Origin of the sequence: Prosthecobacter sp., from assembly GCF_034366625.1 — a bacterium.
Taxonomy (GTDB): domain Bacteria; phylum Verrucomicrobiota; class Verrucomicrobiia; order Verrucomicrobiales; family Verrucomicrobiaceae; genus Prosthecobacter.
The window spans coordinates 1-25,773 of the sequence record NZ_JAXMIH010000026.1 but is presented as its reverse complement, the minus strand read 5'-3'; the positions used below and the strand labels follow the sequence as shown (position 1 = coordinate 25,773).

20 protein-coding genes and 1 pseudogene are annotated in these 25,773 nt (G+C 60.2%); 8 read left to right on the top strand and 13 right to left on the bottom strand.

Annotation, left to right across the window (positions count from 1 at the left end; genetic code table 11):
* Window position 1 precedes the first annotated feature (1 nt).
* The 4 genes from U1A53_RS24680 to U1A53_RS24665 all read right to left on the bottom strand — a co-directional run bounded on the left by U1A53_RS24680 (window position 2) and on the right by U1A53_RS24665 (window position 6,421).
* Window positions 2-1,342: a DUF1501 domain-containing protein gene (locus tag U1A53_RS24680; RefSeq protein ID WP_322284552.1), complete on the bottom strand. Its 1,341-nt coding sequence runs from the start codon at window positions 1,340-1,342 to the stop codon at window positions 2-4.
* Window positions 1,343-1,442: 100 nt separating this feature from the next.
* Window positions 1,443-1,898 carry an SMI1/KNR4 family protein gene (locus U1A53_RS24675; protein ID WP_322284551.1) on the bottom strand — a complete coding sequence of 152 codons (456 nt, stop codon included), beginning with the start codon at window positions 1,896-1,898 and terminating at the stop codon, window positions 1,443-1,445.
* 11 nt (window positions 1,899-1,909) lie between these two features.
* Complete coding sequence (locus U1A53_RS24670) at window positions 1,910-5,383, bottom strand: DUF1553 domain-containing protein (protein ID WP_322284550.1); 3,474 nt, start codon at window positions 5,381-5,383, stop codon at window positions 1,910-1,912.
* Window positions 5,384-5,452: 69 nt separating this feature from the next.
* Window positions 5,453-6,421 carry a heparan-alpha-glucosaminide N-acetyltransferase domain-containing protein gene (locus U1A53_RS24665; RefSeq protein WP_322284549.1) on the bottom strand — a complete coding sequence of 323 codons (969 nt, stop codon included), beginning with the start codon at window positions 6,419-6,421 and terminating at the stop codon, window positions 5,453-5,455.
* 79 nt (window positions 6,422-6,500) lie between these two features.
* On the opposite strand from U1A53_RS24665, the gene U1A53_RS24660 reads away from it, so the two are divergent.
* The 7 genes from U1A53_RS24660 to ruvB all read left to right on the top strand — a co-directional run bounded on the left by U1A53_RS24660 (window position 6,501) and on the right by ruvB (window position 16,640).
* A complete protein-coding gene (locus U1A53_RS24660; protein WP_322284548.1) occupies window positions 6,501-9,062 on the top strand; it encodes a CehA/McbA family metallohydrolase in 2,562 nt (853 codons plus the stop codon).
* A gap of 7 nt (window positions 9,063-9,069) precedes the next feature.
* On the top strand, window positions 9,070-9,456 hold the full coding sequence (gene cdd / locus U1A53_RS24655; protein WP_322284547.1) for a cytidine deaminase: 387 nt from the start codon (window positions 9,070-9,072) through the stop codon (window positions 9,454-9,456).
* Window positions 9,457-9,466: 10 nt separating this feature from the next.
* Window positions 9,467-10,342 carry a D-hexose-6-phosphate mutarotase gene (locus tag U1A53_RS24650; protein WP_322284546.1) on the top strand — a complete coding sequence of 292 codons (876 nt, stop codon included), beginning with the start codon at window positions 9,467-9,469 and terminating at the stop codon, window positions 10,340-10,342.
* A 127-nt stretch (window positions 10,343-10,469) separates the two neighbouring features.
* Window positions 10,470-11,717, top strand: a complete 1,248-nt coding sequence (locus U1A53_RS24645) for an AMP-binding protein (protein WP_322284545.1) — start codon at window positions 10,470-10,472, stop codon at window positions 11,715-11,717.
* Between the two features lie 9 nt (window positions 11,718-11,726).
* A complete protein-coding gene (locus tag U1A53_RS24640; RefSeq protein WP_322284544.1) occupies window positions 11,727-12,401 on the top strand; it encodes an ABC transporter ATP-binding protein in 675 nt (224 codons plus the stop codon).
* Window positions 12,398-15,586: an FtsX-like permease family protein gene (locus U1A53_RS24635; protein ID WP_322284543.1), complete on the top strand. Its 3,189-nt coding sequence runs from the start codon at window positions 12,398-12,400 to the stop codon at window positions 15,584-15,586. The genes U1A53_RS24640 and U1A53_RS24635 overlap by 4 nt, the downstream gene beginning before the upstream one ends.
* 49 nt (window positions 15,587-15,635) lie before the next feature.
* A complete protein-coding gene (gene ruvB, locus U1A53_RS24630; RefSeq protein ID WP_322284542.1) occupies window positions 15,636-16,640 on the top strand; it encodes a Holliday junction branch migration DNA helicase RuvB in 1,005 nt (334 codons plus the stop codon).
* Between the two features lie 58 nt (window positions 16,641-16,698).
* On the opposite strand, the gene U1A53_RS24625 is transcribed toward ruvB, so the two are convergent.
* Window positions 16,699-17,085: a hypothetical protein gene (locus U1A53_RS24625; RefSeq protein ID WP_322284541.1), complete on the bottom strand. Its 387-nt coding sequence runs from the start codon at window positions 17,083-17,085 to the stop codon at window positions 16,699-16,701.
* A gap of 121 nt (window positions 17,086-17,206) precedes the next feature.
* On the opposite strand from U1A53_RS24625, the gene U1A53_RS24620 reads away from it, so the two are divergent.
* Window positions 17,207-17,695 (top strand): hypothetical protein, encoded by a 489-nt coding sequence (locus U1A53_RS24620; RefSeq protein ID WP_322284540.1) that lies wholly within the window; start codon window positions 17,207-17,209, stop codon window positions 17,693-17,695.
* A 42-nt stretch (window positions 17,696-17,737) separates the two neighbouring features.
* On the opposite strand, the gene U1A53_RS24615 is transcribed toward U1A53_RS24620, so the two are convergent.
* From U1A53_RS24615 to livG, 8 genes and pseudogenes are all read right to left on the bottom strand, one after another.
* Window positions 17,738-18,613, bottom strand: coding sequence for a hypothetical protein (locus U1A53_RS24615; protein ID WP_322284539.1), 876 nt, complete (start codon window positions 18,611-18,613; stop codon window positions 17,738-17,740).
* Between the two features lie 14 nt (window positions 18,614-18,627).
* The gene (locus U1A53_RS24610) at window positions 18,628-21,543 is read right to left on the bottom strand and encodes a tetratricopeptide repeat protein (protein WP_322284538.1); all 2,916 of its coding nucleotides are present in this window, start codon (window positions 21,541-21,543) and stop codon (window positions 18,628-18,630) included.
* Window positions 21,544-21,546: 3 nt separating this feature from the next.
* Entirely contained in the window at window positions 21,547-21,984 is a 438-nt protein-coding gene (locus U1A53_RS24605) for a biopolymer transporter ExbD (protein WP_322284537.1), read from the bottom strand.
* 21 nt (window positions 21,985-22,005) lie between these two features.
* Window positions 22,006-22,452, bottom strand: coding sequence for a biopolymer transporter ExbD (locus U1A53_RS24600; RefSeq protein ID WP_322284536.1), 447 nt, complete (start codon window positions 22,450-22,452; stop codon window positions 22,006-22,008).
* A 30-nt stretch (window positions 22,453-22,482) separates the two neighbouring features.
* Window positions 22,483-23,298 carry a MotA/TolQ/ExbB proton channel family protein gene (locus U1A53_RS24595; protein WP_322284535.1) on the bottom strand — a complete coding sequence of 272 codons (816 nt, stop codon included), beginning with the start codon at window positions 23,296-23,298 and terminating at the stop codon, window positions 22,483-22,485.
* A gap of 116 nt (window positions 23,299-23,414) precedes the next feature.
* Window positions 23,415-24,764, bottom strand: coding sequence for an MFS transporter (locus U1A53_RS24590; RefSeq protein ID WP_322284534.1), 1,350 nt, complete (start codon window positions 24,762-24,764; stop codon window positions 23,415-23,417).
* A gap of 74 nt (window positions 24,765-24,838) precedes the next feature.
* The gene (locus U1A53_RS24585) at window positions 24,839-25,546 is read right to left on the bottom strand and encodes an ABC transporter ATP-binding protein (protein ID WP_322284533.1); all 708 of its coding nucleotides are present in this window, start codon (window positions 25,544-25,546) and stop codon (window positions 24,839-24,841) included.
* Window positions 25,539-25,773 (bottom strand): annotated as a pseudogene (gene livG / locus U1A53_RS24580) (high-affinity branched-chain amino acid ABC transporter ATP-binding protein LivG); the annotation flags it as partial. The pseudogene livG and the gene U1A53_RS24585, both read right to left, overlap by 8 nt.

Here is a 25,773-nt window from a genome sequence, read left to right as displayed (position 1 = left end):
ATCACGCAAACAGCTCGCGGATCTGCCTGCCGCCATTGATGAGCTGCACGGGCCTTCCGGTGTTGGTGTGAAGAACTTGATGCGGATCAATGCCGAGCTTCGAGTAAAGTGTGACGGCGAAATCCTCCGGCGAGTAGATGTTGTCGCTGGCGTAGTAGCCCTTGGGATCGGTGGCACCAATGATGCCGCCGCGTGGGACTCCCGCGCCTGCGAAGAGGATGTTCATCGCGCCAGGCCAGTGGTCGCGACCGTTGTCCTTGTTGATCTTCGGTGTGCGGCCAAATTCTCCGAGAGCAACGACCAGCGTGCTTTCCAGCAGGCCACGGCGGTCGAGGTCTGTGATCAAGGCGGACATGCCTTGGTCAAATTTCTGCATGAACTCACCTTTGCAGGTCTTGAACAGGTCGCGGTGATGATCCCATCCGCCGTAGTTCACGGTGACAAACGGCACGCCCACCTCCACGAGGCGGCGTGCAAGCAGCATGCGCTGGCCCAAATCATTGCGGCCATAAAGATCACGCGTCTTGTCGTCTTCGCGTGAGATGTCAAAAGCCTCCTGCGCAGGCTTCGACGCGATCAAATCGACTGCCTGGCCGTAGAACGTGTCGAAACTCACGGCCGGATCTTCCGCCACGGCGTCGTTCAGACGCTTCATGCGGTCCAGTGAGTGACGCAGTTCACGACGGGCCAGTCCACGTGCATCAGAAATGTCCGTCGGCAGCACCACATCGCGCACCTTGAATCCCTTCGAGTTCGGATCACCTCCGGCGACGAACGGCGCATGCTCCGCGCCAAGGAAATTCGGGCCACCGCTGCGGGTGATGCTCGGCAGCGTCATGTACGCGGGCAGACCATTCTGCACACCGCGCTTGTAGCTCACCACGCTGCCAAAGGACGGATGGAAGGTCACAAAGGCTCCACAGCCGACTGGCACTGGAGTCGGTGCACCGGTCATCATGTAATGATTCCCGCCGCCGTGATTCGGATCCTTGTGCGTCACGCTGCGCAGCACGGTGAACTTGTCCGCCGCCTTCGCGAGATTCGGCACACACTCGGAGAAATGCACACCCGGCACGCTGGTGGGTATCGGTTTGAACTGACCGCGAATGTCGCTCGGCGCGTCCGGCTTCGGGTCAAACATCTCGTAGTGCGAAGGCCCGCCGTCCATCCACACCAGGATGCAGTTCACTGGCCGCGCAATCGACGGCTGCGGAGCCTGCGCCGCCATCGCCCGGGCGCGCAGCAAATCTGTAAAGCCCAAGCCACCGCCTGCGGCAGTGAGACCTAGCTTTAGAAAATCGCGTCGCATGTGGCCGGCGCAGTTATGGGTGAGGCGAGACATTCGTGGGGGAAAAGACCTGTAAATTACGGGCGTGAGCATGGGTTCTTGCGAGGCGCTGGAAGAATGCTCTCTCAATGATTGAACACGAATTCCGCCGAGTTCAGGAGATTTCATGTAGTGGCCTCAACGCTGCAACGAAAGTCCCGAAATTATCGCAGAGCAGATGCATCGCCTCCAAATCGTCTGGGGATTCAGCCAGTTCGTGGTCTTGCCAGTAAAGCTTGCCGTAGTTTTCTCCCGATACACATAGAGCTAGAGCGTCTCCACACAGCGACCTTCCAATGTCCAACAGACCTTTGGGTAAATCTGTTCCATGGATATTCATATTCCGCAGCTCGAAGGGTTTTTCTCCTCCGAGTGGAAACAATCGTTGAATAACAAAAGACGGCTCTGGTGGGTTATCAAAGACCTCATGGTCGGGACAGCCACCGTTCACATGAAGCATGAATTTTTTGTAGGAATCGGGAAATGCACAGCCGAGTTCGTCTTCGAGCAATTTGAGTTCTTTGGCATTCAAAGCAGGGCCTGAGTGTGTGAAGCCATACGCAAGGTTCATGAAAAAACACCTCAATGATTGAACACGAACTCCGCCGAGTTCAGCAGACTCCACAGCACGTCTTCGATGGCGGCCTGACGATTCGCGACACCAACGTCGATGGCCTTGCCTGCGATGGCTGATTCTTCCGCCGTGGGCAGACGAGCAAAGGAAGCGAGATACAACTCCTCGACAATCTGCTGCGGTGTCAGTGTGCTCTTGGAGAGACGCGTCACGCGGCCCTTGCTGCTGACGAGCATGTCCTGCAGCTTGTTGGAATTCATGAGGTGCAGGGCCTGAACGACGCTCGGTTTCGCATCGCGTTCGCATGGGCACTCCGAACTGGCGTTGGGACGGCCAAAGGCGTCCATGAACTGGCTTTCCAGCTTGTGATTCCAGGTCTGCTTCGCCAGCGCGTCGGGTGGCAGGCCGGAGAAGGTTTCCCTGACCTCGGTGACGGCACAGACGGCATCGAGCAGTGTTTCGGCGGGCAGGCGGCGGCGGTAGCTGCGGCTATAGTTTTTCAAATCGGCCACGTTCGTCTCGTTTGGCAGGCTGCTGAGACGATAGGTCTGCGACAGCATGATGGTGCGCATGAGGTGTTTCAAATTGTAGCCGTGCTTCACAAAATCCTGTGCCAACCATTCGAGCAGTGGACCGTTGGAGGGCGGATTCGAGGCGCGGAAGTCATCCACGGGATCGACGATGCCACGGCCCATGAAGCTGGACCAAGTGCGGTTCACCACGGCCCGCGCGAAGTAGGGGTTCTTGGGGTTCGTCATCCAATCGGACAGCACGGCGCGCGGGTCCTGCGTTTCGGCGATGGGGATTTCCTTGTCGGCAGGCGGCCGTGGTTTCAGCGAGGCCTTGGTGACGGGATGCTCAATGCTGGCATTGCCGGGAGCGAACCACATCTGCTCGGGCTCGCCGCTGATCGGCGCGGAGATGCCCTGGCCCTTGCGCTTCATCTGCGTGAAGAACGCGGCCATCTGGTAGTAGTCGGTCTGGTCCCACTTCTCGGTCGGGTGATGGTGGCACTTCGCGCACTCCAGGCGCACGCCGAGGAATATCTGGCCGATGAAGGTGGCGGCGTCGATGGGGTCGCGTTTGTCACGCCAGATGGCCACGGGACCGTTCTTGTGCGTGTTGCCCTCGGCGGTGAGGAGTTCGCGTGTGAAGCGGTCCCAGGGCTTGTTCTCGCGGAAGCTTTGCCTGATCCACTGATCCAGCAGATAGACCGGTTTCACGCCGACACGCGACGGATTCGGGCGAATGAGATCGCCCCACTTGATGGCCCAGTGATCGGCCCACTCGGGGCGTTCGAGCAGTTGGGCGACCCACTGCTCATACTTCGACGGATTCTTGTCGGCGAGGAAGGCGCGTGCTTCTTCGACGGTCGGCAGCATGCCGATGGCATCCAGCGTGCTGCGGCGCAGGAATTCCGCATCGCTGCACGTCTCGCTGGGCAGATGGCCGAGCTTTTGCAGGCGGGCATAGACGAGCTTGTCGATTTCGTTGCGCACGGTCAGCGTCGCATAGCGCTCTGGCGGGAACAGTTTTTCGGCAGGCACCGCCACGCGGGAGATCGCCACCTGGCCCATGTAACGCGCCACGATGACGGTCTCGCCGCTTTCCGTGCTCGTCTTGAGCTTTCCGGTTTCATCGACCGCTGCGATGGCTTTCTCGGACGAGATGTAATCCGTCAGCGCCGTCACATCGCGGGTGGAGCCGTCGCTGTACTTCGCCAGCACCTTCAAGACCTGCTCCTCGTTCTTGCGATAGGTCTTCTCGCCCGGCGTGACCTCGATGCCCGCCAGCGCAGGCTGGTTCGGCGTTTCATACGGCATGCCTTGCCGAATCCACTCCGCGACGGTTTTCGCCGACTCGGAATCCGGCTCAAAGCGCTGCCCACCCTCGTGCTGCACGCGCACCGTGGCTTTTTGCAGGATGAGACTGTCCTCAGGCAACGCGGGGAAGACACGGCGGCCGCGCGAATCGTTCACGAACTCCATGTAATCGGTCTTCGGGTCGAAGGCGAAGATCGACAGGCGAAAGCCTGCCTGTCCGCTCGCTTTCGCATGGCAGGAGCCGAGGTTGCAACCGGCCTTGGTGAGGATGGGCAGGATGTCCTTGGTGTAGGAGAGCGTGGGGGGCTTGGCGGCCGGAGGCGCGGTGGTGGCGGCGAGCTTCGACAGCGCCGCTTTCTCATCCAGCTTGATGACTTCGCCGCTGTGCATGGCGGCATAGATGTTTTTGCCGTCGGCAGTCATCACGGCGGTGTTGGGCACACCTTCGAAGCTGATCAGCTTTTTCTGTTTGCCAGAGGTGAAGGCCAGACGCACACCGTCATGGGTCTTCAACTCGGTCACGCCATGCACGCCGCCGCTTTCGGTGAGGTAGGTGAGGCTGGTGGCGTCCGGCGACCACATGAGCGCGTTCACGCCCGCTGATTTGTCACCCAGCAGCATCAGCATCTCCTTGCTGGCGATGTCCCAGACCTTGAGATCCTTGTCCGCGCTGCCGGTGGCGAGCCACTTGCCGTCGTTATTGAAGCCGAGCGCGGTGATGTGGCCGACATGGCCCTCGATCTTGGCGATCTCCTTGAACGTGGCCGCGTCCCACACCTTGGCGAGGTTGTCCGCGCCGCCGGTGGCGATCTGTTTGCCATCACGGCTGACGACAAGGCTCAAAATGTTGTCCACATGTGCGTCGATGCTCTGCGCGGGCTTCGCCTCGCCGAGTTTCCAGCGATGCAGCACGCCCTTCACACTGGTCGCACCATCCGCGAGCACCAGCGTGGCATTGTCAGGCAGGAAAGTCATGCCAGTGACGCGCCCTTCGAGCGGCGCGGTCAGCGTGTGCGTGACTTTCCAATCTGCCGGATTCCAAACGAGCACGCTGCGGTATCCACCCGCCGCCAGACGCGTGGCATCGCTGTTCCAGGCCAGCGATTGAATCACATCCTTGTGCCCTTCGAGCGTGGCGATAATGGGGGTGTCTTTGGCGGTCAAATCCCGTACCACAACGCGATTGCCAATGCCTGTTGCCAGCCACTTGCCATCCTTGCTCAAAGAGATCGCTGCCGAAGGCGCATGACCGGTGGGCAATGCGACCAGCTTGTCCGCCGGTGTCAGTTCACCGAATTTCTTCAGCGCCGTATCATCCCAGGCCGCGCCCGCGTTCACCCAGGCCTTCAGCAGGTTGATCTGCTTCTCCGGCATCTGCTTCTTCGGCGGCATGTGCGCATCCCCCGGATCGCTAAGCGCCGTGATCAGCGCACTGTGCGCAGCATCGCCCGCTTTGAGCGCGGAACCGTTTTCGCCGCCTTTCAGAGCCAGATCACGCGTTTCGAGCGACAGGCCGCCTTTCTGCTTCTCCGCATTGTGACAGCCCATGCACTGCGTCTTCAGCAATCCCATCGCTTGAGCAGGACTCACCTTCAATTCCTCCGCAGCGAGCGAGGAGCTGAGTAAAACAAACAAGAGGACATTTTGGCGGGCAATCATGAGCGTCGCAGACTACGGACGCTCACAAGAAGGTCTTGCCTGACACCTCGATTTGCCCCCCCTGCCCTGCTACTGCCGTGCTTTGCGCCGCTCATTCCACCAACCCAAAGCCAGCGAAGCAGCAAACAGCGCCACGAAGATCAAGAACACCACCCAAAGCGGCTGCGTCATGCCGATGAGTTGTTGCAGCGCTTGTTTGGGCAAGGGAACGGCATGAATCAGCATCAGGTGAACCACATAGAGCAGCAGCGATTCACGTCCGGCGAGTCGCAGCCAGCCGGTGGCGGCGCTGATTCGATCCGCCACACAGGCCACGAACACAGCGGCCATCATCACCCAGCCGAGACGCTCCAGGAAAAACTCCGGCGCACCGCCTGGCCAGGGCGAATACGGCTGCACGAAGGCCAGCAACGCACCCAGAACGAAGGTGAGCGCCGCGTTGCGGTTTTGAGCGCCGTTCCAGAGGCTCCGCGTCAAAAATCCCGCCAGTCCGAAGCCCACCCAGGGGAAGAGCGCGAACAGCGAACCCTGATTGCGATTGAAATACTGATCAATGAACAGCACGCCTGTGTGCCAGCTTTCGGCGGACGTTTGCAGACCAACAAAGAAGACGAGCAACACTGCCGCCACCGCATTCCGCCAGCGGCCGAAGCGCTCCGCAAACAGCATCAGCATGCCGCTGATGGCGAGGCAGTGCAGCACATCGACTTTGCAGGCATCACGCCATGATTCGGCCATGAGCAGAGTGTGCCACGGCACATGCATCGCATAACCGATGAGCAGCACTAGCAGCAGGCGTTTGAACGCAGGCCACGCAGGCTTTGATTTTCCAATTGTCACATGGGCGCGCACGAATCCTGCGATCCAGAAGAACGCGGGCGCAATCAGGCCGTGGTAGTAGTCCATCTCGTGAAACCACGCCGTTTTTTGCAGCGTCACATCGAGAAACGTGTGCGCTGAGTGCGTCCAGACCATGCCCAAAACCGCGAGGCCACGGAACAGATCGAGCCAGGCGAGGCGTTGAGGTGCGGTGGGCATGCGCGCGAGATTAACAATATTGGGCGCAATCACAAGATGACTCTCACGTCGTCGTTTGGTATGAACTCATTCGCCAACCATGAAGCCAACCGCCCTCCTGTTTCTCGTCCTCCTCACCAACAGCTTGAATGCTGCCGAAGTTTTCGAAGCCTCACTTGGTCGCGAGAAAGAGCTTCCAGGCGGCAAGGAGGCTGATGGTATTCTGGGCGACTTCGTTTTGCGCAGCGACAAGGTGGAGGCTGTCATCTCACATAACGCGCCGAACCGCCGCGCGAACATGAGCACGTTTTACGGCGAGGACGGCGTCACTCCTGGTTGTCTTTATGATTTGTCACTGCGTGGCGCAGCGAATGACCAGCTCGTCATTTACGCCCCGTGTGGCCACGGTCCGGTGAGCTATGTGAAGATCGCCAATGTCAAAGAGGACGGCAGCGCCGCCGTGGAATCCGTCACCACCGCCGCGAAGAACGGCGGCGTCTTCAAGCGGCACGAATATCGCGTCAAAGACGGTGTACAAGGCATCTTCATCACCACCGTGCTGCGCAACGAGACCGACAAACCGCAGAAGGTGAATACCAAGGCCGACTTCACGCGCTTCGACTCCACCGGCATGAGCAGTGACGGCATTTTCTGGACGGATGCGATCAATCCCGCGCACAAATGCGGCTACGCGGTCGGCACGCTGAATGTCACCGGCATCGAGAAGCGCGACGACACCATCGAGCTCGCTCCGAAACAGGAAGTCGTCATCTCGCGCTTCTTCGCCGTTGGCACGTCGCCCGCGCAGGCGGTGGGCGAAGTTCGTGCGGTCAAAGGTGTCAAACTTGGCAATGTGAGCGGGCAGATCGTCGATACGAATGGCAAAGGCGTCTCCACAGCCACGATTCTCGTGCCCGATGGCACGAAGACGATCTCTGGTTACGCCGACACCGAGGGCAAATTCAGTCTCAAGCTGCCGCAGGTTCAGACGGAGATCGTCATTGAAGATCTGGGGCGTCCGCAGGCCAAGATTTCTGTTCTTGTGGCTGAAGGCGCTACCACCGTGCCGAAAGTGTCGCTTATCTCCGCTGCACGCATCCGTTTCGACATCACCGACGAGTCTGGCAAACCCATCCCGTGCAAGGCTCACTTCGCGCCGCTCGATGAAAACGCCCCGAAACTCAATCTCGGTCCGAAACACCGCGCGCATGGCTGCGTGGATCAATACCACAGCGAGAACGGTCACTTCACGCAGCAGCTCCCGCCGGGCAAATACCGCGTCGTGGTCGTACGGGGGCCGGAATACTCACATCTCGAAAAAGAGGTGATCGTGGAACCGGCGAAGGAGTTCGTCTTTAAAGGCACGCTGAAGCGTCTCGTGGACACGAGGGGCTGGATCAGCGCCGACTTCCACAATCACAGCACCCCCAGTGGCGACAACGTGTGCGACACGGACGGACGCGTGATCAACATCGCCGTCGAGCATCTTGAATTCGCGCCGACCACGGAGCACAACCGCCTTTATGACTGGGAACCGACGATCAAGGCACTGGGACTCGAACCCTTCATCAAAACGGTCAAAGGCATGGAACTCACCGGTAGCCGCCAGCACTTCAATGCGTTCCCGTTTGAGCCTGATCCACTCAAACAGGATGGTGGCGCTCCCGTTTGGAATGATGATCCACGCATCACGGCGTTGACGCTGCGCCGCTGGCAAGGCGAGCGTGCGGACCGTTGGATTCAGTTCAACCACCCCGATTTGAGCAACATGTTCATCGACCGTGACAGCGATGGCATCGCCGATGGCGGTTTCGTCGGAGTCGGCGGCATGATCGACGGCTCCGAGAGCGAAAACGGTGTCGGCACCGACATCCTCGCTGATTCGCCTTTCCGCCTGAGCCGTCCGGCAGGAGCAGTTGCGATGAAAGTCTCCTCTGTACGCGAATTCATCTGGCGGCAGCTTTTGAATCAAGGTCTGCGCGTCACCGCCGTCGGTGTGGCGGATGCGCATTCGGTTTATGGCAACGGTGTTGGCTGCTGGCGCTGCTACCTGCCTTCAAGCACGGATGAACCCTCCAAGATCGACTGGGCAGAACTCGCCCCGCATGCCAAGGCGGGCCACATTGTGCTCAGCACCGGTCCTTTCCTCGAAGTGACGACACAGAACGGCAAGATCGCTGGTGATGACGACCGCTGCACCGGCGGCATCGACCTCAACGTCCGCGTGCAATGCACCGACTGGATGGACATCGACCGTGTGCAGGTGCTGGTGAACTCCAAGCCCGATCCCACGCTGAATTTCACCCGCGCGTCTCATCCGCAGATGTTCAAGGACGGCGTGGTGAAGTTTGCCGAGAAGATTCACATCCCGCTGCAAAGCGACGCGCATCTCATCGTCGTCGCCATCGACGAGGATGGCAATGAGGCCATCGGTTTCGGCACCAGCGACTACGCCAAGATGCGTCCCTGCGCCTACAACAACCCGATCTACGTCGATGCCGACGGCAACGGTTTCAAACCGAACTACGACACGCTCGGCTTTGACATCCCCGCCGGACGCCAGACGGCGGACAAAGCGCGTGCACAACTCGTGAAGGCAGGTTTGATGCAGGAAGAACCGAAGCCTGTTGCTCCTGCAACTCCCGTTGTTCCGAAGCCTTGATTCACCCATGTCCGCCTCTCACGATCTCCTTGAACGCGCCAAAGCCGTTGCTGAAAAAGCGTATGCGCCGTATTCGCAGTTTCAGGTCGGCTGTGCGCTGCTGACAACGAAGGGGAACATCTTCACCGGCTGCAATGTGGAGAATGCCAGCTATGGACTGACGATCTGTGCGGAGCGGAACACGATTTTTCATGCCGTGGCCGAGGAAGGGCCGGGGATGAGGATTGCATCGCTGGCGGTCATCGCCCTCGGCCAGGAATTTCCGCCGTGCGGTGCGTGCCGGCAGGTGATCGCGGAGTTTGCCGCCCCGGAAACGACGATTTGGTTCCTGCGCGATGGAAAACCGCTGGCGATGACGATGGCGGAGTTGCTGCCAGCGGGGTTCAGGATATGAGTCCGTCCGCATGACTCTCCCCCCTTCCGTTTCGCTCATTGAAGAACCCGCCGGTTACCCGATCCTCGTCGTCGAACATCCTGCCGCCACAGGTCGCATCGCCTTGAATGGTGCGCATGTGACGGATTGGATTCCCGAAGGGCATGATCCCGTGCTTTACATGAGCGCTGAGGCGCTGCTGGAACCCGGCAAGCCGATTCGCGGTGGTATTCCGGTCTGCTGGCCTTGGTTTGGCCCGCACCCGACGGATGCAACCAAACCGGCGCATGGCTTTGTGCGCACCCTGATGTGGGAGGTCGATGTGGCGCGTGAGACAGCCACGGAAGTGGAGCTTGTGCTCAAGCTGCAAGATTCCGCCGCCACGAAGGCGCTCTGGCCGCATGCGTTCTCCGCACGGCTGCATGTTCACATGGGCGCCTCACTTCAAGTCACGCTGCAAGTGACGAACACCGGCAGCACCGCCTGGGACATGACCGGAGCACTGCACACTTACCTCAATGTCGAGGACGTGCGCAAAATCAGCATTCACGGTCTGCATGGCACTCAGTATGTGGAAGGCCGTCTCTCTCCCGATAAACGCCCGCAGCACAGCACGATCATCATCGACCAGGAGGTGGATCGTCTTTATGCCTCCGATGCCACGGTCATCGTGCATGATCCGGTCTGGGGCCGCGAACTCGTCATCGAAAAAGCCGGCAGCCTCGCCACTGTGGTGTGGAACCCCTGGATCGAGAAGTCGAAGCGCCTCACTGATCTGCCCGACGAGGCGTATCCTGAATTTCTCTGCATCGAGGCCGCCAACGCCGGCGAGGATGTGGTCAGCGTGAAGCCGGGACACGAGCATCTGCTGATGCAGCGCATCGACGTGCGGAAACTTCATGCTTGAAGATGAGAGACTGGCGGTGCCGACCGCCACAAAGCGGCGGTGACACGCAGGTTTCTTGACCTTGCCCCATGCCTCGCCATCTCTTGCAAGCGTGTCGGACGGCCCACCATTGATCGACCGAGTTCGTTTGCGCTCCAACCAGTGGCGCAAACTGAGGTCGATTGTGCTCAATCTGGCCACGACGGATAGCTTTTACGGCAAAAAAATCCGCGAGTGGGAGCTGAAAGTGAGCCGCATGACCCGCATCGAGGATTTCATCGCGCAGGTGCCTTTCACGACAAAGGCGGACATTCAGGCGGATCGTCTCGCAAATCCCCCCTTTGGCACGAATCTGACGCGAGCAATCCATCAATACACGCGTTTCTGCCAGACCAGCGGCACCAGCACGGGCGAGCCGATGGCCTGGGTGGACACGCCGGAAAGCTGGGAAGCGATGCTGAAATGCTGGCAGCGTGTGTTCGAGGCCGCCGGACTGGTGAAAGGACGCGACCGCATTTTCTTCGCGTTCTCGTTCGGACCGTTTCTCGGTTTCTGGACGGCGTATGAAGCGGCGGCGAAGGATTTTCTCGTCATTCCGGCGGGCGGGTTGTCCAGTCAGGCAAGATTGGAGACAATGGCACGCTATGGCGCGACAGTGCTGTGCTGCACCCCGACGTATGCGCTGCGTCTTGGGGAAATGATCGGCGAACCCTCGGGTGTGGAGCGCATGAGCCTGCGCATCAACAAGATCATCGTGGCCGGAGAGACTGGCGGCAGCGTACCCGAGGTGCGGCAGCGGCTGGAAAAGCTCTGGGACGCGCGTGTGTTTGATCATCACGGCATGACCGAGGTCGGCCCGGTGAGCTATGAGGCCGAGGACATGCCGCGGCAGCTCATCGTGATAGAGGAGGCTTACCTGTCAGAGATCGTTGATCCGATCACAGGCAAGGAAGTGGAGGATGGCGAGTGCGGGGAATTGATTCTTTCCACGCTGGACCGCACGGCCTGCCCGCTGCTGCGCTACCGCACCGGCGATTGGGTGAAGAAGAAAACTCACCGAGGCCGGTTGATTCTCGACGGCGGCATCCTGAGCCGTGTGGATGACATGGTCGTGGTGCGCGGTGTGAACATCTACCCCAGCGCCATCGAGGCCGTGGTGCGGCAGTTTCCCGAAGTGATCGAGTTCATGGTGGAGCAGCGCAAGGTGGAGGCGATGGATGAGATCGAACTGCTCGTCGAAGTGGACGGCAATGTCGCCAAGCCGATGCTCAAACGCATCGAAGCAAAACTGCGCGACACGTTTTCTCTACGCATTCCTGTGCAACTCGCCGAGCCGAACAGTCTCCCACGCCACGAATTCAAGGCGAGGCGCTGGCGGCTCGTCGAAGCAGCCTGAACCCACCTCATGCCACTCATCCAACTCACCAACGTTTCCAAATCCTACACCGATCCCGGCAGTGGAGCGCGTGTGCCGGTGCTGCGCGGCATCACACTCGGCATATCAGCGGGTGAATCGCTCGCCATTGTCGGCCCCTCTGGCTGTGGCAAAAGCACGCTGCTGAACATCCTTGGCACACTCGACACACCGGACGAGGGGGAGATCACCTTCGATGGTGAATCGTTGGGCCAAAGCACGGCGAAGCAACTGGCGGCCGTACGCAGCCAGAAAATCGGCTTCATCTTCCAGCTTCATCATCTCATGCCGCAGTGCTCGGTGGTGGAAAACGTGCTGCTGCCAACGCTGGCGCTGAAGTCACCGCCAGCGGATGCCTTGCAGCGTGCGGAAGCACTGCTCGAACAGGTCGGGCTCAAAGATCGCATGAATTGGAAACCGGCGCAGTTGTCCGGCGGCGAACGCCAGCGCGTGGCATTCGTTCGCGCTTTGATCAACCAGCCAAGCATCATCCTTGCCGATGAGCCCACCGGTGCCCTCGACGAGGCCAATGCTGCCGCTTTGACCGACCTGCTGCTGAAGTTGCAGAAAAGCAGCGGCGTCACGCTCGTGATGGTCACACATCACCGGGCACAGGCGGAGCGCATGGAGCGGGTGATGACGATTCACGAAGGTGCCCTGTCATGAAGCTGAAGGATTACGTGCTGCAGTCGGCACGCCACTACTGGCGTGGCCATCTGGGCCTGTTGTTCGGCACATTTCTGGCCGCCACGATTCTGACCGGCTCGCTGCTGGTCGGTGATTCGGTACGCGCGAGCCTGCGCCGCGTGGCAGCGTTGCGGCTGGGACAAATTGAAGGCGGTGTGCTTGGAGGTGACCGCTGGTTCACGGAGAGTCTGGCCCGCAAAACGAAAACCGTGCCCATGATCATCGCCACCGGCTCAGCCAGCGCCACAAACGGCAAGGTGCGTGTGAACGGCGCGCAGGTGCTCGGTGTGGACGAGGGCTTCTGGAAGCTCAGCACGAGCGGCACAGTCATCGCCTTCGACAAAACAAGCGTGGCCGTCAACGAAGCTCTGGCACGCAAGCTCGGTGTGAAGGTGGGCGACACCGTGCTCGTGCGCTTGGAGCGTCCCAGCGCCATTTCCCGTGATGCACCGCTCTCCGGCAGCACGAACGAGGATGTCTCGCTGCGGCGCACGGTGGCGGCCATTGTGAGAGCCGAAGATTTCGGAGCGTTTCAGCTCACGGCCTCGCAGATTCCACCGGACTCGGTGTTTGTGAATCTGGCGGACCTGCAAAACCAACTGGAGATGGACGGACGCGTGAACGCCCTGCTCAGCCCGCAGTTCACCGCACTGCGCGCGCAGTTTGAGGAGCAGCGCACGCTCGCAGACTTCGCCCTTCAGCTCAAACGCGTGGCCGGTGAGACGAAAGAGTGGGAAATCAGCACCAGCCGCGTGTTTCTGGACCGCAGCGTGGCGGACAAGCTGTTTGAGTTCAAGGGCACGCGGGGAGTTCTGACCTACCTCGTCAACGGCATCACCTCGGCCAAAGGCGGCACACCCTATTCGATGATCACGGGTGTCGGACGCGGCAAGGATGATGAGATCACCATCACCCAATGGCTCGCGGACGATCAGAAACTCGCGGTGGGCGATGAACTGGAAGTAAAATACTTCGTGGTCGGTCTGGGGCGCGAATTGAAACAGCAGTCGGCGAAATTCAGGGTGGCAGGCATACTGCCGATGGATCATCCGCTGGTCACAAAGGCATGGACGCCCGACTTTCCCGGCGTTTCCGACGTGGACAACTGCCGCGACTGGGAACCAGGCATCCCGATGGACATGAAGGCCATCCGCGACAAGGACGAGGACTACTGGGACGAATTCAAAGGTACACCCAAGGGGTTCATCACGCTCGCGGCCGCTCAGAAGCTCTGGGCAAACCGTTTCGGCAATCTCACCGCCATCCGCATGCCTGATGAGGGCCAGACCGCGGAGGCCAAGGCCAATGTGCTCGCCTTGCGGCTGAACTTGTCCGACATCGGCCTCACACCACGAAACTTCAAGGGCGAGGCCGGTGCCGCAGCTCAAGGCAGCGTGGATTTCGGCGGGCTGTTCATCGGCCTGAGTTTGTTTTTGATCGTGGCGGCGCTCGTGTTCGCCGCGCTGCTGTTTTTGTTCACGCTGGAGCGGCGAGCCTCACAGATCGGCCTGCTGATGGCCGTGGGCTGGACGCGCGGCATGGTGCGGCGCGTGTGGTTGATGGAGGCGGGCGTGATCGGCATCGCGGGTGTTCTGCTCGGCGTGATTGGCGGCATGGGCTACACGCAGTCGGCATTGCACGGCCTCTCAGCCGTGTGGTCTGGCGCCACCCAGGGTTTGCCGTTGGTGTTCAGCGCTTCGTTCGGGACGATTTTCAACGCGGCATTGGGAACACTCGTGGTGGTGGTGCTCACCTTGTGGTGGGCCAGCCGGAAGCTCTTCAAGGTTAAGACGCGCGACCTGCTGGCGGGATCGTGGAGCGAGGACTCATCCCCTGCCCTCAAGAAACCGAAGACGAAGAGCGGGCTGATCCTGACAGGCATCGCGCTACTAATGATGACCGCGGCCTTTTTCATGAAGAACCCGGAAGCGGTGGCCGGCATGTTTTTTGGCTCCGGCATGCTGCTCATGATTGCAGGTTTGATTTATCTGCGCAGCTGGATGCGGCGTGACAGCGGTGTGCTCGCACGCTCGCTCTGGCAGATCGGCTCGCGCAACATCTCGCGCCGTCCTTCCCGCAGCCTCGCGGTGATCGGCATGATGGCAGGCGGCATCTTCCTCGTGGTGGCCGTGAACGCCTTCCGCATGAGCGCGGGCGATGAAACACTGCGCAGCTCCGGCACGGGCGGCTTTGCGCTCATCGGTGAGTCGTCGCTGCCCGTTTACGAGGATCTGAATGTGAAGACCGGCTGGGAAGCCTTTGGCCTGGATGAAAAAATCATGCCGCAGGCCCGCGTGGTGCCGTTTCGCGTGCGCGAAGGCGATGATGCGAGCTGTTTGAACCTGAACCGCGCACAGAAGCCGCTGCTGGTGGGCGTTGATCCGGCAAAGATGGCCGGTTCGTTCGCCTTCGCCTCGGGTTCGTGGGAAAATCTGGCCGATTCATCCTTCGTCCCCGCCATCGCTGATCAAGCAACGGCCATGTGGGGACTCGGCAAAGGCGTGGGCGACACGCTCGACTATCAGGATTCGAGCGGGAACACGTTCCAGGTCAAAATCGTCGGCCTCCTCGCCGGCTCGGTGTTGCAAGGCAAGATGATCATCAGCGAGCAGGCGTTCCTGGCCAAGTATCCTGATGCTGCGGGCTACCGCTTCTTCCTGGTCGATGCAAAGCCGGAACAGGCCGCCGAAATCGCCGCGCATCTCACACGGCAGCTTGAGCAGCGTGGTCTGGCGCTGGAACCTGCGAAGCAAAGGCTGGAGGTGTTCCTGAGCGTGCAGAACACCTACATTGGCATCTTCACGGTGCTGGGTGGTTTGGGTGTGTTGCTCGGCACGGCAGGCATCGGCGTGCTCATTGCCCGTCATGTGCTGGAACGACGCGGCGAGCTCGGACTCATGCAGGCGCTTGGATTTCAGGCGGGATCACTGCGCACGATGATTTTGGGCGAACACAGCGTGTTGCTGGTACTCGGCGTGCTGCTCGGCGTCATCACCGCCTCCCTCGCAGTGATTCCACAGTTGATTGGCAGCGGTGGCGAACTGCCGGTGGCCTTTCTGGGCAAACTGATCGCCGCCGTGCTCGTTTTCGGCCTCGTGGTGTGTGTGGTCGCGGTTTCGACCGCCGTGCGTGGGCGGCTCACCGAGGCGATCCGGCGCGAGTAAGGCGTCCAGCGCCTTGCACTCCGCCCGGCGCACGCTCCTATGTGCGGCAGTGAACCCCGCGCTCAACGAACCTGACTCACCCTTCGATCTCGCCCTCCGTCCGGCGGATTTTTCGGAGTTCCACGGCCAGACCAAGGTCAAAGAGCAGCTTCTCGTCATGGTTGAGGCCGCGAAGATGCGCGGCGAATCTTTGGATCACGTTTTACTGTGCGGACCGCCCGGTTTGGGCAAGACCACGCTCGCCAATCTCATCGCCAACGCCGTCGGCACCAAGCTGCACACCACCAGCGGCCCGCAGATCGAACGCGCGGGCGATCTCGCCGGCATCCTAACGAATTTGCAGGAGCGGGACATCCTCTTCATCGACGAAATTCACCGCCTGCATCCCAGCATCGAGGAATACCTGTATCCGGCCATCGAGGACTTCCGTCTCGACATCATCATCGACCAGGGACCGAAAGCGCGCACCATCCGCATCGACCTGCCGCCCTTCACGCTTGTGGGAGCCACCACCCGCGCCGGCATGCTCACCGCACCGATGCGTTCACGTTTCGGCATCCCGAACCGCCTCGATTACTACACGCCCGATGAGATCCAGCACATCCTCATGCGCTCCGCCCGCCTGCTCAATGTGCCTATCGAACCCGAAGGCGCGCACGAAATCGCCCGCCGCTCACGTGGCACGCCGCGCATCGCCAATCACCTGCTGCGCTGGGTGCGCGACTTCGCGCAGGTGAAGGCGCAGAACATCGTCACCGAGGATGTGGCACGTCAGGCGCTCACCATGCGCGACATCGACGAATCCGGTCTCGATGAAATGGACACGCGCATCCTCGAAGCCATCATCGGCAAATTCGACGGCGGCCCAGTCGGCATGGGCAGCGTCGCCGTCGCCGTCGGCGAAGACGCCAGCACCCTCGAAGACGTGCATGAGCCGTATCTCGTCATGCAAGGCTACCTCAAACGCACCCCACGTGGTCGCGTCGCCATGCCCGCCGCCTACCGCAAACTCGGCCTTATTCCGCCGACCACGGGACAGGTGGAGTTGTTTTGAATTGATCTCAAATTGTCCTCACACTCTGGATCTCAACACCCCTGCCCTGCGGTCGTTGTCATTTGTGCGTGGTGGCAGATGCGTTTTTGGCGTGAAAGGCACGCACAGCGTTGTTGTATGCTTCGACCTCGGCGACGAATGTCGCTGTGACGTCGCATCCGGCAAGAATCTGGACGCGATAGCCCGTGGCGTCGTCCACGAGAGGTTTGCCGACTGACCACGGCTTGCCGAAGTAGAGAACACGGAGTGTGCCTGCCTTGATGTCCTTGGTTGCGGTGGCGGTGCCACGCTCCTTGGCTGCGGCGATCGCTGCCGGACTGTTATCCGTGACAATGCCCGTACTGGAGATCGGAGAGTCGTCAGCAACTAAGATGGAATTAGAGCCGAGAGAAGCTATAAAAATGGAGAGTAGAATAGTGCTTCTCACCGTCAGTTTTGTTGTCATCTGGTGCAAGGCTACGCAAAAGGGCTCCTCACACGCAAGAACTTTGTGATTCTGCCCAAGCTGCCTCATCCCCGTGCTTGCTGTTTCGTCATTCGTCATTCAGCATTCGTCATTCCTCAACATGTGGCGCGAACTGACAACTCTGTGGCAAAGCATCTGCGATCCCGAGTATCTGCATCTGCTGCTGGAGCCGCTGCCACTGTACGGGCTGGGGATCGGACTGACGTTCCTGATCGTTTCCTTCCTGTTTGGAGAGGCGAAGAGCCGCCTGCTGGCGCTGGGCATCATCTGCGTGTCCTGCGCCAGTGTGTGGCCCTACATCGACCTGCGCGACAAAGCGACGCCGCGCATCCTGGCCACACGGTCACCGGATTTCGCACCACTGATCCAGGAGCAGACGCAGCGCCGCAAGGACTGGGCCTGGCCGTATTATGCGATGACGTTGTTCAGCGCCATCGCGCTGCTGGCAGCGCGATCACCAAAGGGCCGACCGGTGCTGTTTCTGGTCGTCATCTTCGGCGCCCTGCTGTTCTGGTTCAGCATCTGGCTGCACAAGAAGGAGTGCGAGGTCTATCACCGCAACATCGTGCGGTTTGTGCCGGTTCGGTGAGCCACTGAGACGGTCAGGAGTGTCCGCGCGCCCTTCACACGGCTACTTCAAATACTTCTCAAACTCCTTGGGCAGCGCGCCCGGGCCACCGAGATCGCGACAGACGAGGGCGAGGGACTTCGCCTGCTTGGTGAGCTTGTCATCCTTCGGCGCGGCGGCGAGTTTGGCTTCGGTGATGAGCAACGCGGCAACGGCGGAACGCCGCAGCAGGGTGGTGTCGGAGCCGAGATCGAGCGTGAGGGCGCGATGGTAGTCCATCAGCGCCAGATCGGGCTGCTTCTGGCCACGTTCGTTCCAAACGGCACGCAGATAGCACAAACCGGCGAGGCGTGAGGAGCGCAGCCGCTTGAAAGGGGCCTGAGGCAGCTTGAGCGGGTTTGCGTCCTCGAATTTTCTGATGAAGACGCCGAGCGTCTGCCAGTCCTCCTTGCCCAGCCAGGTCCAGCCCTCGAGGTCCACGAAATCCTCCATGTAATGCGGGCCGAAGTTCAAAGGATTGGCAAGCTGCTTGTCCATCACCTTCGCCAGATCGGCGTGGCGTCCGAGTTTTTGCAGGCTGCGGAACTGATACAACCGGGCGAGCGAGCCGTAACCGTCCTGCAACGGCACGATCTTGGCCAGTTCCTCACCCAGCAGCGCAAACTGCTTCTCAGCCTCGGCAAAATTGCCCGCCGCATAGGTTTGCAGCGCGGTGGACCAGCCTTTCGGCTCGTCGATGGACATGTCGCGGATGTTCGCCAGCGGCAGTTTGTAGCTGCTGCCACCATTTGGCGCGGTGCTGATGATGATGCCGTCTTTTTCGGCGGCGATGAGGAATGCCGCGGTCGGCTCGCCGCTGACGTTGGTGATTTGAACGGACAGCGGCTCGGCACGAAGACCGCAGGCCGTGAGCAGGAGGAGGAGAACAGGCTTCTTCATGGCGTCATGTCAGTTCATTCACGCACGCCCCACAGGCCCTCGTCGGGATGCTCGGGGACGTTGAGCTTCTTGCGCAGCGTTTTGTAGTACTCTTTGGCCTTGATGACGAACGGCCCGGCAACCTCATGGCTGGTGAGTTTGTACATGCGCGAAACGGTGTCCTTGATGAGACGGAAGGCCTTGTCGTCGTTGCCCTTCTTCATTTGAATCTCGGCGGCACGCAGGCGCGCCTCGGCGGAATACTGCACCACGTTTTCCAGCGGCGGACCGACGAAGGGCGTGTAGGCCTCCAGCGCCTTGTCGGTGTCGTTCAGGTTCTCGTAGCACTGGCCCAGACGGTAGAACACCTCGGCCCGTGTGCGGGTGAAGCGGGTGTCCTTCGTCATTGCCACCAGTGTGTCCGCAGCCTGCTGCCACTGCTTGCGGTTGTAATAAATGCGCGACTTGTCGATCATCGCCTCCTCGACGTATTCTGGCTTGTCTTTGAGTTCGCGGATGACCTGATCAAATGCGGCCACGGCCTCCTGGAAGCTGCCGGCCTCGCCCGCCTTCGCCAAAACACGCGCCTTGCCCATGAGGGCGAGCGGATAGTGCTCCGACTGGCCACGGTCCATGACCGCCTTGAACCACTCCAGCGCCTCCTTGTCCTTGCCACGATCCACCATGTCGCGCCCGACCTTGACGAGGATGTAGGAGGCCAGCTCGCTCTTGTCGAACTTCTGCAGTTCCTCGTAGGCCACCTGGATCTGGGCGGCACGCTTGGGGAATTTGTCCTTGTAGCTGTCGTTCTCCAGCAGGTCGATCCGCGCCATGTTCAGCCAGGCACGCAGCGTGTTGTTGATCCTGGCACCGTCCTTCGGCACAAAGTTCGTCAGCCGCTCCAGCAACTGCTCAGGCCCGACGATGTCGAGGTAGTTCTGTGTGTAAGAGCCGATCGCCTCCTCGATCCCAGTGCCCGTGTCGCCACTGCCGAGCCGCACAATCACTTTTTCCAGCGCATCCAGCGCCTCCTTGCCGCGCTTGACCTCCTTCAGGGGCTCCATCGATCCCACGATGACTTCGGCGTCATAAAAGCCGCCACTGTACTTCGTGATGTAATCGTCGTAATATTTGATGACATCCTTCGGCTTGTTAAGCGCGTTCGCCACACGCACGAGCTGGACAAGCACACGGCCCACGATGGCCTTGTGCGAATCTCCCTGCGCTGCCTCACCGAGTTCGCGTGCTTTCAAATAAGCCGCCTCGGCTTTGTCATTCGCGTTGAGCATCAGATGCGAGTCGCCACGCATCGCCAGCGCACGATCGAGATCCGGCAGGCTGGGACGACGTTTTTCGAGATCGGCGACGGTGTCGAGGCACTTCTGGTATTCGCCAAGCTGGAAGTGCACGGTGGCGCGATCCAGCAGCGCGAAGCCGATGTACTCCGATTCCGGGAAGTCTTTGTTGAATGCATCGAGCTTCGGGCCTGCTTCGGCCCACTTCTTCAGACGCACAAGGCTGGAGGCTTCAAAGTAGCGCGCGGCCTCCTTGAACTTGCTCTGCGGGAAGCGTTCCGCGTGCGATGCCAGTTCCTTCTGCGCCTCCTCGGTGCGGCCCAGATTGAACAACGAGGCACCGATCACGAAATCGGTGAGATCACGATCCTTGGAATCAGGCGCGAGCGGTTTGCGGATGTTTCCGGCCAGTTCGATGGCCTGATCATACTGCTTGGAGAAGAACACGTTCTCCAGCAGCAGCGTGTTCACATTGCCGGCGAACTCATGCTGCGGGAATTCCTTACGAAACTGTTCGCCGAGAGCCTTGGACAGATCCTGCTGCTCGGTGGCCAGCGCGGTGCGCATCGAGCCAAACAACATCATCGGACGATGAGGGCTTTTCGGCACGCTAGTGACGCCATACGTGTAGATGGCGTAACCGGCGGGAAAATTGCCCAGGCGCTCGTAACAGCCGGCCAGGGTGAGCAGCGCGATCCAGTCGATGCTGTCATCGGCCTGCACGAGTTCGGTGTATTTTTCGATCTCTTTCTTCAAGAGATCCGGTACCCGGCCGCGATAGCGCAGCGCGCGTTCTTGCAGATCGAACAAGATGTCACTGCTGCTGGCCATGAGGCCGAGGAGACGGATGGCGAGCGTCTGCTGATCGTTGTCCGAAGCCGCTCGGGCCACTCCGAGCAGACGGGCGTTGAAGTCAAAGCGCGCCATGTCGAAAGGCGAGAGCTTCAATTTGACCCCGTTCGCGTCCATGAAGGCATGTGCGGCCTTTTCCGTCTCCGCATGGTTCGCCGCATCCTTCGCGGTCCAACTGTCCAGCAGCGAAAGGAACGCACGAAACACACCTTCCGCCTTCGGTGTCACACCACCCGCGCCGCTGATGAGCTGATCGAGCAGGGCTTTGGCCTTGTCCGGCATGCCCGCCTTGGAGTAGCAGGAGGCCACCTGCACGCGAAACGCCCCGTCATCATAAGTCCCGGCGGGTGCGGGCTGGCGGGCGAAGGCTTCGTAGTCCTTGATCGCCTCGGCATACTTGCCTTGCGCCTGCTTGATGATGCCCATTTCCAGCAGCGACAGCTCCCACACCGGATTCAGCTTGTCCTTCGGCGTGTCCTTGGCGTTCTTTCCCTGCGTGTAGCAGGCCTCGTAGGCTTTGAGAGCGTCATCGAGTCGCTTCAGATTCTTCAAACAGAAGCCGTAGCGGTAATGCATCACACCAAAGGCCGGGCCGAAGTCGGTGTAGCCGCTGGGGCCGTATTCCTTCATGATGCGCTCCAGCGGCACCAGCGCACCCTCCCAGTTGCTCTCTTCCATCAGGCTGCCGGCTTTTTCAAACAACGTCTGGATGTTCAAGTCGTCGTCCTGGGCGGATGCCTGCGGACAAAACACCGTCACAACGGCCAGAACCGCGAACAGCGAACGGAGAACAGCAAACTTCATAGGCTACTTCCCTTTCTCGAATCCAGAGAGTGTGATCGTGGTGATGCCGACCTTCGCCAGCGCGTTCATGAGGTCGATGAAGCGCTGCTGTTTGGCCTCGTCATCGGAACTGACGATGACCAGCGGCTTCTTGTTCGTGGCGTCGGTGAGCTGCTTGTAGCGGTCCAGCTCGGACTCCATCTGGCCATCGTCCGCCATGACCTGATCAGCAATGGTGACCTGGCCTGCGGCGGTGAGGCGGATTTTGAGCGGGTCAATCTGGATGCTGCTGGCCTTGCCGCTGTCGGTGGGCATTTCCATGCTCAGGTCGGACTCACGCGGCTCCAGCGTCGAAGTGACGAGGAAATAGATCAGCAGCAGGAAGCTCACGTCGATCAGGGAGGAGATGTCCAGCGAAGGATCCTCCACCTGATCTGCTACGAAGCGTTTCTTCTTTGCCATGCGCGTATGAAATGGGAGATGCTAGCCTTTTTTCGCCGCCGGGAAGGCGCTGAAGATGATAGTGTTGACCCCGGCGTCGCCCGAAGCCTTCACGACTTGCTTGGAAAATTTCACGATGCTGCGCTTGTCGCCGCGCAGCAGAACTTTCGGCGTCACGCCGGCATCAATCTTCTCCTTGCGCTGCGTCACATACTCGGTGACGGCGGCCATGTCCGACAGCGGTTCCTTGTTGTCCTTGCCGAAGGTGCCGTTGTCATAGACGTGGACGACGATGCGCCCGGCGGCCTCCTCCGGCGGGCGGGCGTTCCCGGCCACCGGCAGCTCGACACGCGGGTCGATCTGGTTGGTCAGCATGCGAGAGCTGACCATGAAGAACAGGATGAGCTGGAACACCATGTCGATCATCGACGAGGAGTCCATTTTACACTCCTCCTCAAGGCCTTTGATGCTGGTCAGCTTTTTTTTCATCGCGTGGAACTCGCCGGTCGTGCGGGTTGATCAGAGAGCGATGCCTTCGGGGATTTTGGCCGCTTTCGACTCGCCATGAGCCGAGTTTACGCAAGCGTCGAGCAGTTCGTTGGCCACCGCGACTGATTCGCCCACCATGTCATTAAGGCGGTTCTTAAAGAAGTAAAACAGGGCGAGGCTGGGAATGGCGACGAACAGGCCGGCGAAGGTCGTCAGCAGCGCCACCGAAATATCGCCCGCCAGCTTGGAAGGCTCAGCACCACCGGTTTGTGCGAGGATTTCAAACGCACCCACCATGCCGACCACCGTGCCGAACAGCCCCAGCATGGGCGAAATCTGCGCCAGCACTGAGAAATTGCCGATCCACTTTTGATACGGCCGCATTTCACTGCCCGCAAAGTCTGCCATCGCGCTCTCCACCTCCTCACGGCCCAGGGTCTCGCCCTTGGTCGCGTCGAAATGTGGCAGCGCCACGGTCATCATGCGTCCAAGGAAGGTCGGGCTTTGCGCCGCCACTTCGATGGCGCTGCGCACGCGGCACTGGTGCATCAGGTCGAGGAGCTGCGTCTTGAGGATCGCGGGCGTGAACTTCGCCTTCGTCATCGTCATCGTGCACAGCACGGTATAAGTCAGCGCCAGCACCGAGCACAGGCCCAGCGGTGTCATCCACACACCGCCATCCCCAATCCACTTCTGCCACCACGTTTTTGGCGGCGGTGTATCGGCTGCGGCGTCCGTGGCCTGGGCCAGCAGATCGGGCGTCAGCACGAAGGCCAGCGCAAGCGCGATCAAAACGAAGGCGAGGCCGCGATGGCGTTTAATCAGGGTGGATGTGAAGTGGCTCATGGCGTGGGTCGATAAAACTGAATTTACGAGCGCTATTTCAACGGTTCGCGCTCCAAGGCGCAAGGGCGAAATGCCCATGAAGGCAAAAACTTTGGGCCGGGAGCAGCCCTGCGGCTCTAATCAGAAGCAAGCTTCGTGGAGACCGGCTCCTTCTTCCCCAGCCCGAAGCTGAAGATGATCGCCGCCGCCGCCAGCATGGAGCAGCACAGGTAATACAGGCCGCCCACGAACGATCCTGTGACCTTTTCAACAGTTCCCAGCACGTAAGGGCCAAGGAAACCACCGAGATTGCCGATGGAGTTGATGAGGCCGATGCTCCCCGCTGCCGCAGACTCGGTGAGGAACAGGCTGGGCAGCGCCCAGAAGGCGGGCATGTAGCTCTTGAACCCGGCAAAGGCGAGCATCAGGCACACCATGGTCAGCACCAGATTCCCCTGCGTGTGCGGCATGATCCCCAGCGCGGCAGAACCCATGACAATGGGCAGCACGGCATGCCAGCGACGTTCTTTGAAGCGATCCGAGCTCCAGCCCATGAAAAGCTGCCCGACCATGGCAACGGCAGGCGGCAACATGATGAGCCAGGTGAGCTGGTTCATGTCCATGGCATACCAGGACTTCAAAATGCTCGGCATGAAGAACTCGATGCCATAGCTGCCGGTGACGGTGCAGAAATACACCAGTGCGAGCAGCAGCACCTTCGGGTGCTTCAGCGCCTGGATCACGGTCATGCGTTTGCCTTTGCGTGTCTCGGCCCGTTCACGCTCCAACTCGGACTCCAGGGCTTCGCCTTCCTCGGCGGTCAGCCATTTCGCCTGCTTCGGCCGGTCCACGAGCCAGAAGTACACAAAGAAGCCCAGCACCACGGCAGGTATGGCCCAGAACACATACACCCACTGCCAGCCCACCATGCCGAGCACTGGTGGCTGATCGCCGTGGCCGATGGCGAGCAGCCAGTTGGAAATTTTCGGACTGATGATCTGAGCCATGGGTGTGGCGACGAGGAAGGTCGCCAGCGCACGCGCACGATCACGACTGGGGAACCAGTGCGTCAAATACACCACCACACCGGGGAAGAAACCGGCCTCGGCGAGTCCCAGCAGGAAGCGCACCGTGTAGAACTGCCAGGGCGTCGTCACCGCCGCTGTGAGACCCGCCATCACGCCCCAGGTGATCATGATGCGGCAGATCCACTTCCGCGCGCTCCAGCGCTCCACCATCAACGTGCCCGGAATCTCCAGCAGGAAGTAGCCGAGGAAGAAAATGCCCGCGCCAAAGCCGATGACCGCGTTGTCAAAGCCAGGCAGGTCACGCGTCATCGTCAGCTTCGCCACCGCCACGTTCTGCCGGTCCACATAGGCGATCATGTAGCTCACAAACAGCAGCGGCAGCAGCCGTCGGTAAGCTTTGGACCGTGCACGGTTCAGCGCAGCTTCATGCTCGGCGGTGCCAGAAGTGGAGAAAATCATGAGTGAAGCAGGACGCTTTAAAGAACGCGGTCTATCGGCGCAAGATCATCATCCGGCAGAATGCACGGGAACGGTCAGTCGCCGAGATAGGCCTCGCGCACCTGCGGGTTCTCCTGCAAAGCCTCAGCGGTGTCCTGCAGCAGCACTTGCCCGGTTTCCAGCACGTAGCCGTAACTCGAGATTTTCAGCGCCAGGTTCGCATTCTGCTCCACTAGCAGAATGGTCAGGCCGCGTTCTTTGTTGATGGCGACGATCTGCTCAAAGATCGCGCGCACCAGCATGGGCGCGATGCCAAGCGACGGTTCATCGAGCATCAAACATTTGGGCTTGCTCATCAAAGCGCGGGCGATGGCGAGCATCTGCTGCTCTCCGCCGGAAAGCGTGCCCGCCTGCTGGCTGATGCGCTCTTTAAGACGTGGAAACACCGTGAATACATATTCGATGTCGGCGGCGATGCCCGCCTTGTCGTTGCGCAGGTAAGCGCCCATGCGGAGATTTTCCTCCACCGTGAGATTCGCAAAGACCATGCGCCCCTCCGGCACATGGCAGAGACCACGAGCGACAATACCGTGAGCAGGCAGATTGGTGATGTCCTCCCCCGCATAGCGCACCGTGCCGCCAGAGGACTTCACGAGGCCGGAGATCGCACGCAACGTGGTGGACTTGCCCGCACCGTTCGCGCCAATGAGCGTGACAATGCTCTTTTCCGGCACCTTCAGTGAAATGCCATGCAGAGCTTTGATGGATCCATAGGAAACCTCCAGATTATCGATCTCAAGCATCGTCGTCGTCCTCCTCCGTGCCCAAATAGGCCGCGATGACCTTGGGGTTCTTCTGAATCTCATCGGGCGTGCCTTCGGCGATCTTTTTGCCGTATTCGAGCACGGCAATCTTCTCGCAGATGCCCATGACCACCTTCATGTCGTGCTCCACGAGCATGATGGCGATCTTGAACTTGTCTTTGATGAACTGGATGAGCTTCATCAGCTCCTCCTTCTCCGTCGGGTTC

What these genes read in the sequence shown, in the direction of transcription:
- U1A53_RS24585 (WP_322284533.1), bottom strand. Translation starts at nt 25,546, where the DNA reads ATGCTTGAGATCGATAATCTGGAGGTTTCCTATGGATCCATCAAAGCT.
- U1A53_RS24610 (WP_322284538.1), bottom strand. Translation starts at nt 21,543, where the DNA reads ATGAAGTTTGCTGTTCTCCGTTCGCTGTTCGCGGTTCTGGCCGTTGTG.
- U1A53_RS24615 (WP_322284539.1), bottom strand. Translation starts at nt 18,613, where the DNA reads ATGAAGAAGCCTGTTCTCCTCCTCCTGCTCACGGCCTGCGGTCTTCGT.
- U1A53_RS24675 (WP_322284551.1), bottom strand. Translation starts at nt 1,898, where the DNA reads ATGAACCTTGCGTATGGCTTCACACACTCAGGCCCTGCTTTGAATGCC.
- U1A53_RS24625 (WP_322284541.1), bottom strand. Translation starts at nt 17,085, where the DNA reads ATGACAACAAAACTGACGGTGAGAAGCACTATTCTACTCTCCATTTTT.
- U1A53_RS24680 (WP_322284552.1), bottom strand. Translation starts at nt 1,342, where the DNA reads ATGTCTCGCCTCACCCATAACTGCGCCGGCCACATGCGACGCGATTTT.
- cdd (WP_322284547.1), top strand. Translation starts at nt 9,070, where the DNA reads ATGTCCGCCTCTCACGATCTCCTTGAACGCGCCAAAGCCGTTGCTGAA.
- U1A53_RS24660 (WP_322284548.1), top strand. Translation starts at nt 6,501, where the DNA reads ATGAAGCCAACCGCCCTCCTGTTTCTCGTCCTCCTCACCAACAGCTTG.
- U1A53_RS24595 (WP_322284535.1), bottom strand. Translation starts at nt 23,298, where the DNA reads ATGAGCCACTTCACATCCACCCTGATTAAACGCCATCGCGGCCTCGCC.
- U1A53_RS24650 (WP_322284546.1), top strand. Translation starts at nt 9,467, where the DNA reads ATGACTCTCCCCCCTTCCGTTTCGCTCATTGAAGAACCCGCCGGTTAC.
- U1A53_RS24605 (WP_322284537.1), bottom strand. Translation starts at nt 21,984, where the DNA reads ATGGCAAAGAAGAAACGCTTCGTAGCAGATCAGGTGGAGGATCCTTCG.
- U1A53_RS24620 (WP_322284540.1), top strand. Translation starts at nt 17,207, where the DNA reads ATGTGGCGCGAACTGACAACTCTGTGGCAAAGCATCTGCGATCCCGAG.
- U1A53_RS24640 (WP_322284544.1), top strand. Translation starts at nt 11,727, where the DNA reads ATGCCACTCATCCAACTCACCAACGTTTCCAAATCCTACACCGATCCC.
- U1A53_RS24670 (WP_322284550.1), bottom strand. Translation starts at nt 5,383, where the DNA reads ATGATTGCCCGCCAAAATGTCCTCTTGTTTGTTTTACTCAGCTCCTCG.
- U1A53_RS24635 (WP_322284543.1), top strand. Translation starts at nt 12,398, where the DNA reads ATGAAGCTGAAGGATTACGTGCTGCAGTCGGCACGCCACTACTGGCGT.
- U1A53_RS24600 (WP_322284536.1), bottom strand. Translation starts at nt 22,452, where the DNA reads ATGAAAAAAAAGCTGACCAGCATCAAAGGCCTTGAGGAGGAGTGTAAA.
- U1A53_RS24665 (WP_322284549.1), bottom strand. Translation starts at nt 6,421, where the DNA reads ATGCCCACCGCACCTCAACGCCTCGCCTGGCTCGATCTGTTCCGTGGC.
- U1A53_RS24590 (WP_322284534.1), bottom strand. Translation starts at nt 24,764, where the DNA reads ATGATTTTCTCCACTTCTGGCACCGCCGAGCATGAAGCTGCGCTGAAC.